At 63.7% G+C, this 16,124-nt stretch carries 2 protein-coding genes; one reads left to right on the top strand and one right to left on the bottom strand.

Annotated elements, in window-relative coordinates:
* Window positions 1-49 precede the first annotated feature (49 nt).
* Window positions 50-2,530 carry a TonB-dependent siderophore receptor gene (locus tag LGQ10_RS29430; protein WP_226523993.1) on the top strand — a complete coding sequence of 827 codons (2,481 nt, stop codon included), beginning with the start codon at window positions 50-52 and terminating at the stop codon, window positions 2,528-2,530.
* A gap of 355 nt (window positions 2,531-2,885) precedes the next feature.
* On the opposite strand, the gene LGQ10_RS29425 is transcribed toward LGQ10_RS29430, so the two are convergent.
* Window positions 2,886-16,124: a non-ribosomal peptide synthase/polyketide synthase gene (locus LGQ10_RS29425; RefSeq protein ID WP_226523992.1), complete on the bottom strand. Its 13,239-nt coding sequence runs from the start codon at window positions 16,122-16,124 to the stop codon at window positions 2,886-2,888.

Below are 16,124 nucleotides of genomic sequence, written 5' to 3'. Positions count from 1 at the left end.
GAATCACTAGCATTAACAACCACTACACCTGCCGGATCTAAAAGAGCATATGAGCATGCCCGCACAACATCGATTGTCTCCTTTGACGAAAGCGCTGCTTTGCCAAGCGTTCTCGCCAAAAATGGCTTCCCGCACCTTGGGCCTGGCCTTGACCTTGCCCCTGATGGCCCAGGTCCAGGCCCAGGAAATCCAATTCAGCATCGCCTCGCAATCCATGGCTTCTGCCCTGCAGGAGTTCGGACGCCAGGCCAACATGCAGGTGCTCTACAGTCCCGACGATGTGCAGGGCAAGCGCAGCAACGCCCTCAACGGCAGCTATTCGCCGGAGCGGGCCATCGCGGCAATGCTCAATGGCACGGGGGTGGCCTACACCTTCAAGGGCAACTCGATCACCATTCTCAATCGTGCCACCGTCGGTTCGCTGGAACTGGGAACCAGCACCATCTCTGGCCAGAACCTGGGAACCACCACCGAAGACACTGGCTCCTACACCACCGGCCAGATGCAGACCGCCAGCAAGCTTGCGCTATCAGCCCGGGAAACCCCGCAATCGGTTACGGTCATCACCCGCCAGCGCATGGATGACCAGAACATGAAATCCCTGGAGGACGTGCTCAGGGCTACCCCGGGCATTGCGGTGACCAAGGCAGGCCCGCAACGCTCGACCTTCTACTCCCGTGGTTTCGCCGTTGAAAACCTGATGACCGACGGCCTGCCCAACGACTTGAGCCACTACCTGACCCGGGACATGAACTCCGCTCCGGACATGGCAATCTTCGATCGAGTGGAGGTAGTGCGTGGCGCCACCGGCATGATGCAAGGTTCGGGTAACCCATCGGCGGCGATCAACATGGTGCGTAAACGTCCAACCGCCACACCACGGGTCACCATCACCGGTAGCGCCGGCAGCTGGGACAACTATCGTACTGAGTTCGATGCTTCCAACGCGCTCAACGAAAGCGGCACCTTGCGCGGTCGCGTGGTGACCGCCTATCAGACCAAGGACAGCTTCCAGGACTTCGTCAGCTCCGAGCGTTCGGTGTTCTACGCCATCACCGAGGCGGACCTGAATGAAAATACCACCTTCACCTTCGGCGCCTCCAACCAGAACGCTAACAACAACAGCGCCTGGGCCGGCCTGCCCGTGGGACGTGACGGCAGCGACCTGCATCTCAAGCGCTCCAGCTACCTGGGCAGCGACTGGGAATATTGGGACCAGGACAACACTACCGCGTTCACCCGACTGGAATACCGCTTCGCCAATAGCTGGAAAATGCTCCTGGCCGCCAGCAAGAGCTGGTCGGACCTGAAAATGCATGGTTCCATTCCGCTGCGCATGGGTACCAACTACGACGAATTCGGCCAGAACATCGGGCGCTACGAATACGAAGACCAGCAGAACAGCTACGACGGTTATGTCACCGGCCCCTTCTCGCTGTTCGGGCGTACCCACGAGTTGGTGGTCGGTGCCAGCAGGCGTGATCTTTCGTTCAAGGGCAAGGGCAACCCCATCGACCTTCCGACCCATACGAACATCTACAACCCCAGCGGCATAACCAAGCCAGACATGAGCGCCACTCCCTGGGTGCAACGCCGTACCAGCGACGAAGAAGCGGCCTATGTCACTACTCGCCTGAGCATTACCGACGACCTCAAACTGATTCTCGGCGGCCGACTGGACTGGTACGACTATGACGTCTACACCGCCTGGGACGGCAAGCCCTACTCTTCCAGCCGTCCCAATAAAGTGACGCGTAACCTGACCCGCTATGCAGGGGCCATCTATGACCTGGACCAGCACCATTCGGTCTACGTCAGCTACACCGATATCTTCAAGCCGCAGACCGAGCTCGACGCGTCCAACGGCGCAATCAAGCCTATCGAGGGCAAGAACTACGAGATCGGCATCAAGGGCGAATACTTTGACGGCAGCCTGAATGCCAGCGCGGCGATTTTCCGTATCGACCAGCAAAATCGCGCCAAACAGCTGAACTCCAATCAATGTACTCCGCGGGGAACCACATGCTATGAGGCAGCAGGTGAAGTACGCAGCGAAGGCATCGACCTGGAAATCAACGGCTCGCTGATACCAGGCTGGGAGCTGGGCGCGGGCTATACCTATGCTGCCGCCAAGTACACCAAGGATAGCGACAAGAACAAGGAGGGACGCCTGTTCAGCACCGACATCCCTCGGCACATTTTCAAGGTATTCACCACCTACCAGCTTCCAGGCGACCTCAATCGCTGGACCATTGGTGGTGGCATGTATAGCCAGAACACCATCTACAACAAGGGCGCCAACAGTGACGATGGCCCACCACCATACGATTACCGCATAGAACAGAAGGCCTACACCCTCGTCGACCTTATGGCCAGCTACAAAGCCACGGAAAACCTGGACGTTCGCCTGAACCTGAACAACATCTTCGACAAGCGCTACTACCAGACCATCGGTAGCAACACTGACTATGGCAACAACCTGTACGGCGATCCGCGCAACGCGATGGTCACCGTCCGCTGGTCCCTCTGATCCCTCCAACCTCGCCAGAGACCGCCCTCGACCAGGGCGGTCCCCATGGCACCGCACCACCGGCATCAGCCTGATACCGCCCTCGAACGGCCTGAGGCCTCTGCTCCTTAGCGATCTATCTCCCTATTGCCGATTCCCGAGACAAGCGCTCAGTACAAACGCGCTAGCGCCTTCGTTGCCGGAGGTTGCAAGTAGCCGACTGCGCGCGGGATGAGCGGCTGCCGGCTCAGCGTCCAAGCCACTCCAGTGCCTGAATGAAGGAGAAGGTGTGCGACCTACTCCATCTGTGGCCGGTGCCATACTCCAGAAACGACAAAGGCCTGGACCGCTACCGATCCAGGCCTTTGTCGGTGACTCAGCTCAAGCAGCTCAGCAACCGCTCCTCGAAGCGCTCCAGCAAGCGAGGGTCAGCGGCCATTTCCTCATGGCGGGCCAAGGTCCTGAACGAATCCAGGACCTCTCTGTCTAGCACCTCGCTACCCATGGCCCGCTCCATCCGCACAATCTGCTCATCCTGATAATCACGGGACCACCACAGTTGTGGCACAACCCGCAATGGACGATAAGCATAAGCTGCGGACAAGCTGCTCAAGTCATTGAATACGCTACTGACCAACGAAGCATCGAACTCGGCCTTGAACAGTCCCACCACCCGCTCCAGCTCGCCGGGAGCCAGAGGGATATTGCCGGCCACCCAGTCATGGACGCTCTGCCAGTCGAGCTCGGCTTCACGCTTCAAGCGGCTCTCGATCATCCCTGCACTGCCCGGGAACTGCTGGCAGAGTTTGTCGATGATCGCCCGCCACTCGGACTCGATCGTCACAGTGACCGGCGCCTCCTGCGCCTGAACCTGATCGTCCCCGGCACCCTGGGGCGGTGTCGGGTCGAGCAGGCCAAGGAAACGCACTGTCTCTCCCGCCGCCTCCAGTTCGCTGGCCACGTCCATGGCAATGGATCCGCCCAGGGACCAGCCCGCCAGATAGTAGGGACCGCTCGGCTGCACCTGGCGAATGCTGGCGACATAGCGCTGAATCATGGCCAGCCACGAAACCTCGCTCCAGTCGGCTTGCAGGTAGGCCTGATGCAGCACGCCATACACCGTGCAATGGTCGCGCAACTGCGTCGCCAACGGCAGGTAGCCATACACGCTGCCCCCCGCCGGGTGGAAGCAGAACAGCGGCTGGCCGGAACCGCCCAGGGCGATGACATTCTGCGCACTGACGGGCTGACCGGCTGCGATCTCGCCAGCCAGTTGCCCCACAGTTGGCGCCGTGAACAGCGCATTGATGCTCAGTTGCACAGCCAGTGCCTGGTTGATGGCGCCGATCAGGCGCAAGGCATCCAGGGAATGCCCACCCAGCTCGAAGAAGTTGTCGTCCAGGCCCACCTGATCGACGCCCAGCACCTGGCTCCAGAGGGCGGCGATCTGCTGTTCCAGTTCGCTCTCTGGAGCGTTGTAGGCCTGCTGCAGCAGGCTGGCATCGGCCTTGGGCAGGGCCTTGCGGTCAAGCTTGCCATTGGGGCTCAACGGCAGCGCGTCGAGGAACAGCAGGTGCGCCGGCAACATGTAGTCCGGCAGCACCTCCTTGAGGGCCGCTTTCAATTGCTCGCGCAATTGCGCCTGGGCCTGCGGCGTATCGGCCGCCACCTGCGCGGCTGGCACTACGTAAGCCACCAACTGCGGACCGCTCGCGCCGTCCTGGGCCAGCACAATCGCCTCGCGTACTTGCGTCAGCTCCAGCAGCCGCGCTTCGATCTCGCCCATTTCGATACGGAAACCGCGGATCTTCACCTGGTGGTCGATGCGCCCGGCGTACTCGATCACGCCTTCGGCGTCATAACGGGCCAGGTCGCCGGTGCGGTACAGACGACCGCCATCACTGCTGAACGGATCGGGAATGAAACGCTCGGCGGTCAGGCCTGGGCGGTCGTGGTAACCCCGGGCCAGCAGGTCGCCACCGATCATCAGCTCGCCAATCACACCGTTGAGTGGCAGGTTGCCGCTGTTGTCCAGCAGGTAGATGGAGCGACCCGGCAGGGCCTTGCCCAGTGGAATTACCGCTGGCATCGGCTGAGCACCATCCAGGTAGGCGCCGCAATCATGGGCCGTGGCACTCACGGTGGCCTCGGTAGGCCCGTAGGTATTGAGCAGGCAGGCGTGTTTCAGGCCGGCCTGTTTCCACGCAGCCACGCCTTCCGCCGGCATGGCCTCGCCCCCCAGGTTGAGCTGGCGCAGGCGGCCAAAGTCCCGTGGCCCCTTGGCGGCGAAGTCCTTGCCAAGCATGAACCAGTAGGCGGTGCTCAAGTCGACGATGCTGATGCCCTGCTCGATCAGCTCGCGGTAGAAGGTTTCGCTGTCCCACAGCGCCTTGCCGCGGATCACCACCGACGCACCACGGATCAACGCCGGGTACAGCTGTTCGACAAAGGCGTCGAAGTTGAAGGTAGAGAACTGCAAGCCACGGTCCGCAGCCGTCATGTTGAAATGGCTGGCGGTGGCCCGTGCGTGCTGGCTCAGGGCATTGTGGGTGATGCCTACGCCCTTGGGCCGGCCGGTGGAACCGGAGGTGTACATCACGTAGGCCAGGTTTTCTGCACTGCTGCGTTCAGGCGGGTTGCCCTGCGCCATACCGGCCAGCCAGGCGGGGGCCTGGTCCAGGCACAGGTACGGCACCGCGAGGCCATCCTGCAAACGCTCCAGCAGCGGCGACTGGGTCAGCAGCAACTGGATGCCGCTGTCCTGCATCATGTAGTGCAGGCGCTCCTGAGGGTATTCAGGGTCCAGCGGCACGTAGGCGCCGCCGGCCTTGAGCACCGCCAGCAGGCCGACAATCATGTCCAGCCCGCGCTCCACGGCGATGCCCACCCGCACATCCGGGCCCACGCCCTGCTCGATCAACTTGTGGGCCAACTGGTTGGCCCGCTGGTTGAACTGTCCATAGCTCAGTTGCTCACCGGCGCACAGCAGCGCCACGGCATCCGGAGTGCGTGTGGCCTGGGCTTCGATCAACTGGTGGATACTGAGGTCCCGGCCCACTTGGCCGACCGCCTGGCAGGACTCTTGTTCAACGGCCGCCCGTTGCCCGTCGCTGAGCGGCGAAAGATTTCCCAGGCACTGCCGGGGGTTGCCGATCATGGCCAGCAGCAGCTGTTGCAGGCCCTCGGCCAACTGCTGGATCGCGGCGGCACTGAAGTGCTGGCACGAATAGCTGTAGTCGAACGACAGGCGCTCAGCGACGAACACCGACAGGGTCAGCGGGTAGTTGGTCTGTTCATGATTGCCGACCGCGCCGAATTGCAGCTGTGCCGGCGAGCCTTTTTCCAGGGCCTCGGACACCGGGTAGTTCTCGAACACCAGGATGTTGTCGAACAGTGCCTCGCCTCCCAGGCCGGCCCAGCGCTGTACGTCGTACAGCGGCGTATGTTCGAAGTCGCGCAGGGCCAGGTTGCGCTCCTGCACCACCTGCAACCAGTCGCCTACCGACTGCTGCGGGCGTGGTGCAGCCACTACCGGCAAGGTGTTGATGAACAGCCCGATCTGCTGCTCCACGCCCTTGAGCTCCGCCGGACGACCGGACACCGTGGCGCCGAACACCACGCTGTCCTGCCCGGTGCAGCGTTGCAGCAGCAACAGCCAGGCGGCTTGCACCAGGGTGTTGACCGTGACTTTCTGCTGGCGGGCAAACTCGCCCAGGCTGCGGGTCTGGACCTCGTCGAGGCTGCAGTCATGGCGGCCATGGCCCTCCTCCAGCAACGCTTGTGCACCAGGAACCATGGCCTGGGCCAGCCGGGTCGGCTCCTCCAGCCCCTGCAGTTGCTGTTTCCAGAAGGTCTCGGTGAGCGTTGCATCCTGGCGTTGCAGCCAGGCGATGTAGTCGCGGTAACGCCCGCTCGGATGGTGCGGTAACTGGCCGGCATAACGTTGCAGTACTTCACCGAGCAACTGCGAGTTGCTCCAGCCGTCCATCAGGATGTGGTGGTTGGTGTAGATCAGGTGGTAGCGCTGCTCGCCAGTGCGCACCAGGGTCAGGCGCAGCAGGGGCGCAGCGGCGAGATCGAAGCCTCGTTGACGCTCGACCGCAGCCAGGGCGTCCAGGGCTTGCGGGGTCTGCTCTGTCGAGCGCCAGTCGTGCTCGGCACACTCCAGGCTGACCTGCTTGTACACCACCTGGAGCGGCGCCGGCAGTTCGCCCTGCCAGAGGAAACCGCTGCGCAGGATGTCATGGCGCTCGATGGTTGCCTGCCAGGCCTGGCGGAAGCGCTCGGGGTCGAGCCCGTCCACATCCACCCGCAACTGGTTGATGTAATCGCCACCGTCCTGCTGGTACAGGGTATGGAACAACATGCCCTGCTGCATCGGCGACAGCGGATAAAGGTCCTCGACCTTGGCCAGTGCCAGGGGCAAGCGGTCCAACTGCTGCTGGTTCAGGCCCGCCAGCGGGAAATCCGACGGCGTCGCGCCACGGTGCTCGGGCTGGCTGCAATGCTCGATCAGCGCCTTGAGCTCCTTGGCATACTCGTCCGCCAGGCGCTGGATGGTGGCGGTATCGAACATCGCCTGGCTGAAGTTCCAGCCCAGGCTCAGCTCACCGCCATAGACCTGACCGTTGAGGGTCAGCCAGTTGCCCAGGGGGGCGTGCAGGCTCTGGTCGTCGCCCTTGGCTTCATTGGCCGGGGCAAACCAAGCCTGCTGGTCATCGAAAGTGCCGTCGAACTGCCCCAGGTAGTTGAAGGTAATGCGTGGCACGACCAAGGCCGCCAGCGCCTCCTGCGCACTGGCATCCCCCAGGTAACGCAAGGCACCGAAGCCGATGCCCTTGTTCGGCACCGCCCGCAATTGTTCCTTGATCAACTTGATCGAGTCGCCCAGGGCCGGCTGCGGCGTCAGCTTCACCGGGAACACGCTGGTGAACCAGCCCACAGTGCGACTCAGGTCGATGCTGTCGAACAGCTCCTCGCGGCCATGGCCTTCCAGTTGCACCAGGGCGCTGCTGTCGCCGGTCCAGCGGGTGATGACCCGGGCCAGGGCGGTCAGCAGCAGGTCGTTGATCTGGGTGCGATAGGCCGCCGGCGCGTCCTGCAACAGGCGCTGGGTATCACCCTTGCTCAGCCGGGTTTCGACACTGCTCGCGTGCTGGTTCTGCAACCCGTCGTGGCCGTGGTCGCAGGGCAGGTTCGACTCGACACCCTGCAACTGCGCCTGCCAGTAACCCAGTTCCTGCTGCAGCGCCGCGCTGCCGGCATAGGCTTGCAGCTGCCCGGCCCAGGCCTGGGTCGAGCTGGACTTGGCCGGCAGTGCCTGATTGCCCAACAGGGCTTGCAGATCCTCCAGGAGAATCCGCCAGGACACCCCATCCACCACCAGGTGATGAACGATCAGCAACAGGCGCTGGCTCTGGTCGGCCAGGGTGAACAACACGGCCCGCAGCAACGGCCCCTCTTGCAGGTTGAGACTGCGCTGGGCCTGCTCGGCAAACTGTTGCAACGCCTGGGCGTCGGCGACATTGGCCTGCCACAGCAGTTGCACCGGCTCATCGGCATCGGCAAAGGCTGCGCTCCACGTGCCCTGATGTTCGGCAAAGCGCAGGCGCAGGGCATCGTGCTGCACCGTCAGGGCCTGCAAGGCGCTTTCCAGGGTCTGGGCTTGCAGGGGCTGTAGCGGTTTGAGCAGCACCGACTGGTTCCAGTGATGACGTTCCGGCACCGGTGTATCGAAGAACCATTGCTGGATCGGCAGCAGCGGCATTTGCCCACGCACCGGGCCCTGGTCGATCTGCAAACCGCCCTCGCCCTGCTCCGCCACCGTGGCCAGCCCCTGCACCGTCTGGTGCTGGAACAGGTCCTTGGGGGTGAAGCGGATACCGGCCTGACGGGCCCGGCTGACCACCTGGATCGAGATGATCGAGTCGCCGCCCAGCTCGAAGAAGTTGTCGGTAACGCCCACCTGCTCAAGCTTCAGCACATCGGCCCAGATCGCCGCGATCTGTTGCTCCAGTTCGTTCTGTGGCGCCACATAAGTCTGCTGCATCAGCTGCGCATCGACCTTCGGCAGCGACTTGCGGTCCAGCTTGCCGTTCGGCGTCAGTGGCAGCGCTTCGAGGAACAGCAGGTAGGTCGGCACCATGTAGTCCGGCAGGCTTTCCCGCAGGCGCGCCTTGATGCTTTCGCGCAACTGCGCCTGGCGCTCGTTGCTCAACGCCACTTCAGCGTCCACCGGCACGATGTAGCCCACTAGTTGCTGGCCGCTCGGCCCTGGCTGGGCGATCACCGCCACTTCCAGCACCGGGTCCTGTTCCAGCAGGCGCGCTTCGATCTCGCCCAGCTCGATACGGAAGCCCCGCACCTTGACCTGATGGTCGACACGGCCCACGTATTCCACCAGCCCGTCGGTGCGGTAGCGGGTCAGGTCGCCGCTGCGGTACAACCGGGCGCCGGTGGTGCTGTAGGGGTCAGGAATAAAGCGTTCCGCCGTCAGCCCCGGACGATCCAGGTAACCCCGGGCTACGCCCAGGCCACCCAGGTACAGCTCGCCCGCCACGCCCACCGGCAACAGATTGAGGTTGGCATCGGCCACATAGGCGCTACGGTTGCCGACGATGTTGCCGATAGGCGCATAGGCCGCATCGCACGGGTCCCCCGCCTTGGCCTTCCAGATCAACGGCGTAACCACCGTCTCGGTCGGGCCGTAGCCGTTGAAGATGTACTTGGGACGCAGCACCCGCCAGGCCAGGTCATAGCTGGCCTGCGGCACGGCATCGCCGCCGAAGCAGTAGACCCGCACCGCAGGCGGGTTGCCGTCGCGCTCGGCGTGTACCGCCAGTTGCTGCAGGTATACCGGCGGGAACACCCCCACGGTGACGCCATAGCGGTGCATCTGCTCATAGGTAAATTCCGGCGACCACAAGCTATCGTCGCGGATCAGCACGCTGGCGCCGTAGATCAGTGGGTGCATCCAGCCTTCGTGGGAGCCGTCGAAGGCGAAGGACATGAAGTGCAGCTCGCAGTCCGCCGGGCTCATTTCATAGCGCTCGCCGGTGGCCAGGCTGTGCATGGCCAGCGGGCCATGGGACACCGCCACGCCCTTGGGCAAGCCGGTGGAACCGGAGGTGTAGATCACATAGGCGAGGTTTTCCTCGGCCAAGCCCACTTGGGGGGCGCTGGCCGGGTAGCCGGCAAAATCTGCGGCCCGTTCCACCGACAAGGTCGGCAAACCGTCCGGGATCGGCAAGCGATCCAGCAGATGACTCTGAGTCAGCAGCAGCCACGCGCCGCTGTCCTGCATCATGTAGCGCAGGCGGTCCTGGGGGTATTCGATGTCCAGCGGCACATAGACCCCACCGGCCTTGAGCACGGCCAGGAAGGCCACCATGATTTCCGCACAGCGCGGCATGGCGATGGCCACCCGCACCTCCGGGCCAACGCCCAGTTCGATCAGCTGGTGCGCCAGTTGGTTGGCTTGCGTATCCAGCTCGCGATAGCTCAGGCGCTGCTCGGCGAAGAACACTGCCGGCGCGTCCGGGGCCTTGGCCGCCTGATCGGCAAACAGCTGGTGGACAAAACGGTGGGTCGGGTAGACCACATCGGTGTGGTCCCACTCCTGGCGAATGCGCCGCTGCTCGTCCCGAGTCAGCAATGGCAACTCACCCAGGCCGGTTTGCGCATGCTCCATCAGGCTCAGCAACAGGCCCTGCAAGTGCCCGCCCAACTGCACCATCGAAGGTTCAGAGAAGGATTCACGGGCATAGATGAACTCGAACGACAGGCTCGCCCCCAGGTTGACTGCAACCGTCAGTGGGTAGTTGGTCTGCTCGTGGTTGCCCACCGCGCCAAAGCGCAGTTGCGCCGGGGCGCCTTTTTCCAGGGCCTCTGACACCGGGTAGTTCTCGAACACCAGGATGTTGTCGAACAGCGCGTCCCCGCCCAGCCCGGCCCAGCGCTGCACTTCGTACAGCGGCGTGTATTCATAGTCACGCAGCGCCAGGTTGCGGTTCTGTACCGCCTGCAGCCACTGGCTCACGGTCATATCCGGGCGTGGCGTGGCCACCACCGGCAAGGTGTTGATGAACAGGCCTACCTGCTGCTCGATGCCCTTGAGCTCAGCGGGGCGCCCCGCCACCGTGGCGCCGAACACCACGCTTTCCTGCCCGGTGCAACGTTGCAGCAACAGCAGCCACGCCGCCTGCACCAGGGTATTGACCGTGACCTTCTGCTGCCGGGCAAATTCGCCAAGGCGTGCCGTCTGTGCCAGGTCCAGCTCGCGATGATGCTTGCCGTGGCCGGTGTCGGCCGGAATGTCCGCGACCCGGGACAGCGCCTGGGTCAGGCGGGTCGGTTCATCCAGCGTCTGCAGCTGTTCTTTCCAGAAGCTTTCACAGGCCTGGGCATCCTGGCGTTGCAGCCAGGCGATGTAGTCCCGGTAACGGCCCGGCGCGTGGCTCGGCAGTTGACCGGCATAGCGCTGCAGCACCTCACCGAGCAGCTGCGAGTTGCTCCAGCCGTCCATCAGGATGTGATGGTTGGTGTAGATCAGGTGGTAGCGCTGCTCGTCGATACGCACCAGGGTCAGGCGCAACAAGGGCACCGCATCCAGCTCGAAGCCACGCTGGCGCTCGGCGGTGGCCAGGGTGTCCAGGGCCTCCTGCTGCTGTGGCTGGCCGCGCCAGTCATGCAGCGTGTAATCCAGGGCAATGTGCTTGTGCACCACTTGCAGCGGCGTCGACACCTCGCCCTGCCAGATAAAGCCGGTGCGCAGGATGTCATGCCGATCGATGGCCGCCTGCCAGGCCTGCTGGAAGCGCAGCGGATCGAGGCCGTCCACGTCCACCCGCAGTTGATTGATGTAGTCGCCCGCCGCCTGCTCATAGAGGGTATGGAACAGCATGCCCTGCTGCATGGGCGACAGGGGGTAGAGGTCTTCGACAGAGGCCATCGACACCGGCAGACGATCCAGTTGCTGCTGGTTCAGGCCCGCCAGCGGGAAGTCCGACGGGGTCGCGCCCGCCTGCTGCGGTGCGCAGCAATGCGCCACCAGCGCCTTGAGCTCCTCGGTATAGTCGTCGGCCAGCCGCTGCACGGTGGCGGTATCGAACATCTGCTGGCTGAAGGTCCAGTTCAGGCTCAACTCGCCGCCATAGACCTGGCCATCCAGGCTCAGCCAGTTGCTCAGCGGGGCCAGTGGGCTCTGGTCGTCGCCCTTGGCTTCACCGCTGGGTTTGAACAGGGAATCCTGCTCGTCGAAACTACCGTCGAACTGGCCCAGGTAGTTGAAGGTAATACGCGGCACGGCCAGGGCTGCCAGGGCCTGCTGCGCCTGAGCATCCCCCAGGTAGCGCAAGGCACCAAAGCCTATGCCCTTGTTCGGCACCGCCCGCAGTTGTTCCTTGACGAACTTGATCGAGTCGCCCAAGGACGCCTGGGGCGTGAGCTTCACCGGGAACATGCTGGTGAACCAACCCACGGTGCGGGTCAGGTCGATGCTGTCGAACAGGTCTTCGCGGCCGTGGCCTTCCAGTTGCACCAGGGCACTGGCCTCGCCGGTCCAGCGGGTGATGACCCGGGCCAGGGCGGTGAGCAGCAAATCGTTGATCTGGGTGCGGTAGGCCGCCGGGGCGTCCTGCAGCAGGCGCTGGGTATGGGCCTTGTCCAGGCGTGAGCTCAGGTTGCTGGCGTGCTGGTTCTGCAATTCGGTGACCGGGCGATCCTGCGGCAGGTTCGACTCGACGCCCTGCAACTGGGCCTGCCAGTACTTGAGTTCTTCCTGCAGCGCTGCACCTTGGGCATAGGCCTGCATCTGTTCGGCCCAGGCCTGGGTCGAGCTGGTCTTGGCCGGCAACGCCAGGGTCTGGCCGGCGCTGAGTTGAGTGTGGGCCAGTTGCAGATCCTCCAGCAGGATCCGCCAGGACACACCGTCCACCACCAGGTGGTGGATCACCAGCAACAGACGCTGGCTGCCATCCTCCAGACTGAACAGCACGGCCCGCAGCAGCGGCCCGTCCTGCAGGTTCAGGCTGCGCTGCGCCTCGACCGCCGACTGCTCCATGGCCTGGGCGCTATCCACCGCAACCTGCCAGAGCAGCTGCGGCCGCTGGCTGGCATCGGCAAAACGCGCCGACCAGCCATCAGCCTCCTGGCGGAACTGCAACCGCAAGGCGTCATGCTGCACCCGCAGCGCCTGCAAGGCGCTCTCTACCACTTCGGCACACAGCGGCTGGGACGGTTTGAGCAGCACTGACTGGTTCCAGTGATGACGTTCGCTCATGGGCAGCTCGAAGAACCACTGCTGCACCGGCAGCAACGCAGTCGCGCCATGCACCGGGCCCTGGTCGATCTGCACCCCGCCTTCACCCTGCTCGGCCACTGCCGCCAGCCCCTGGACCGTCTGGTACTGGAACAGATCCCGCGGGGTGAAGCGGATACCGGCCTGCCGCGCACGGCTGACCACCTGGATCGAGATGATCGAATCACCGCCCAGCTCGAAGAAGTTGTCGGTCGCCCCCACCTGCTCCAGCTTGAGCACATCGGCCCAGATCGCCGCGATCTGCTGTTCCAGCTCGCTCTGCGGCGCCACATAGACCTGCTGCATCTGCTGGGCGTCGACCTTGGGCAGGGCCTTGCGATCGAGTTTGCCATTCGGGGTCAGGGGCAGCGCTTCGAGGAATAGCAAGTACGCCGGCACCATGTAGTCCGGCACGTGTTCCTTGAGTGCACTCTTGATGTTCTCGCGCAGGGTGGCCTGGGCATCCCCGGCGACGGCCATTGCCGCGTCGCTCGGCACAATGTAGGCCACCAGTTGCTGGCCGTTCTCGCCGTCATGGGCCAGGACAAAGGCCTCACGCACCGCCGCCTGCTGCACCAACCGCGCTTCGATTTCCCCCAGCTCGATACGGAAGCCGCGGATCTTCACCTGATGGTCGATGCGACCGATGTATTCGATCACCCCATCGGCGCGGTAACGGGTCAGGTCGCCGGTGCGATACACCCGGCCGCCGTCGCTGGAGAACGGATTGGGCACGAACTTCTCGGCGGTCAACGCCGGGCGTGCCAGGTAGCCACGGGTGACCCCGGCACCGGCCAGGTACAGCTCGCCGGCACTGCCCACCGGCACCGGTTGCAGGTCCGGGCTGAGAATGTAGCTCTGGGTGTTGCTGATGGCCCGGCCGATATTGGCCTGGCCGCCCGCCTCGCGCCGGGTGTAGGTCGAGTAGGTGGTGTCTTCCGATGGGCCGTACAGGTCGTAGACATGCACCAGCCCGGGCTGCTGGTAAAGGCTATCCACCAGGGCCTGTTTCAGCGGCTCACCCGCCAGGTTGATGATCCGCACGCTGGGCGGAATCTGCCCGCTGCGCTGCAGCGCGGCAATCGCCGAGGGCACGGTATTGATCAGGCGCACCCGGTCGCGGTCCACCAGTTCCGGCAGTTCCAGGGCATTGCGCGCCAGGACGATGGAACCGCCGCTGGACAGGGTGACAAACAGCTCCCACACCGACAGGTCGAAGCAGATCGAGGTAGAGGCCAGCACCCCTTGCAGGTCTTCAGTGCTGTACACCCGGTTCGACCAATCGATCAATGCCAGCACGTTGCGATGGGCAATCGCCACGCCCTTGGGCAGGCCGGTGGAACCGGAGGTGTAGATCACATAGGCCAGATTGTCCGGAGTCGCGCGTGGCGCCGGGTCGTCTGTCGAGTAGCCATCCAGCCAGCCCGGCTGGGCATCCAGTTGCAGGGTCTGCAGGGATTCCACGGACGGCAGCAGCGACAGCAAGGCGCTTTCAGTCAGCAGGATCTGTGCCTGACTGTCGCGCAGCATGTGGGCTAGACGGTCCTGGGGATAATCCGGGTCCAGGGGCACATAGGCGCCACCGGCCTTGAGCACCGCCAACAGGGCCACGACCATTTCCGGGGTGCGTTGCAAGGCCACGCCCACCCGCACTTCAGGCCCCACGCCCAGTTCGATCAACTTGTGCGCCAGGCGGTTGGCCCGGGCATTGAGTTCCCGGTAGCTCAGGCGTTGGCCGGCGAATAACAAGGCCTCGGCATCGGGACTTTTCAGTACTTGTGCTTCCACCAACTGCTGCACGCAACCATCGCTGGGGAACTCACCGGTGGCCGGGGTCCACTCGTGCAGCAACTGGTGCTGCTCGGCAGCGCCCAGCAGCGGCAGGTCTCCCAGGCGCTGGCGCGGCTGCTGGACGATGCCCTGCAGCAACTGCACCCAGGACTGGGCCAGACGCTCGATGGTGGAGGCCTCGAACAGGTCGGTGGCGTAGGTCAGGGAGGCCCAGAGGCCGTCCTCGGATTCGAAGGTATCCAGGGTCAGGTCGAACTGCGCGGCACGCCCCTGCCAACTCAGGGTCTCGATGCTGAGGTCGTCCAGACGCTGGCTCTGCCCACCCTTCTTGACCGCGGTCTGGTGGTTGAACATCGCCTGGAACAGCGGGCTGTGGCTCAGGCTGCGCTCGGGGCGCAGTGCTTCCACCAACTGCTCGAAAGGCAAGTCCTGGTGGGACTGGGCCATCAGCGCGGTCTGCTTGACCTGCTGCAGGAAATCATTGAAGCCCAGCTGCCCGTCCACCTCGGCCTTGAACACCTGGGTATTGACGAAAAAGCCGATCAGGCGTTCGGTTTCCACCCGGTTGCGGTTGGCGGTCGGCACCCCGACGCGGATGTCCGCCTGGCCGCTGTAGCGGTGTAGCAATACCTGGAACGAGGCGAGCAACAGCATGAACAGAGTCGCGCCTTCGCGCTGGGCCAATTGCTTGAGGCCAAGGCGCAGCTCTTCCGGCAACGGGATATCCAGCAGCGCCCCCCGATAGCTCTGGATTGCCGGGCGTGAATGGTCCAGCGGCAGCATCAGCAAGGGCTGCTCCCCGGCCAGTTGCTCCAGCCAGTAGTCCAGTTGCCGTTCACGCTCGCCGGCGTCCATCCACTGGCGCTGCCAGTTGGCATAGTCGGCGTATTGAATCGGCAGGTCAGGTAGGCTGACCGGGCGCCCCTGGCGGTAGCCGGCATAAAGTTGGATCAGCTCGTCGACCATCACCCCCATCGACCAGCCATCGGAAACGATGTGGTGCTGAGTCAGGACCAGCACATGCTCGTCTGCTGCCACCCGCAGCAGCTTGGCACGCAACAGCGGGCCGTTACGCAGATCGAAGGGCGGTTGGCTCTTGCTGTCGGTCAGGGCATGGACCTGGGCCTCATAGGACAGGCCATCGGTGTGTAATTCAATGACCTCGATGTCCAGCGGTGCCGGTGGATGAACCACCTGTACCGCCGTGCCATCGTCTTCGGAAAAGGTAGTGCGCAGGGTTTCATGCCGGGCAATCAGGGTATCGAATGCATGGCGCAGTGCGTCGAGGTCCAGTTCTCCAGTCAAGCGCAGCGCCGTGGTGATGTGGTAGGCGGTGCTGTCGGGTTCCAGTTGCCAAAGGAACCATTGGCTTTCCTGGGTATAGGAGAGAACCGGCGCCTCGTCGGCGCCGCGGCTGCAGATAGGAGCGATACCAAAGAGGTTGATGCCCTTTTCTTTAAGCAAAATCGCCAGGGCTTTTCTTTCTTTGGAAGAAAGCGTGCCTACCGAGTCGATTAAAGCTTGCAT

The organism is Pseudomonas sp. L5B5 (assembly GCF_020520285.1).
In the GTDB taxonomy this organism is placed as follows: Bacteria; Pseudomonadota; Gammaproteobacteria; order Pseudomonadales; family Pseudomonadaceae; genus Aquipseudomonas.
This window is presented reverse-complemented; position numbering and strand designations above follow the sequence as displayed.

Excerpts from the sequence above, each read along its gene's own strand:
- LGQ10_RS29430 (WP_226523993.1), top strand. The coding sequence starts at position 50 with ATGAGCATGCCCGCACAACATCGATTGTCTCCTTTGACGAAAGCGCTG.
- LGQ10_RS29425 (WP_226523992.1), bottom strand. The coding sequence starts at position 16,124 with ATGCAAGCTTTAATCGACTCGGTAGGCACGCTTTCTTCCAAAGAAAGA.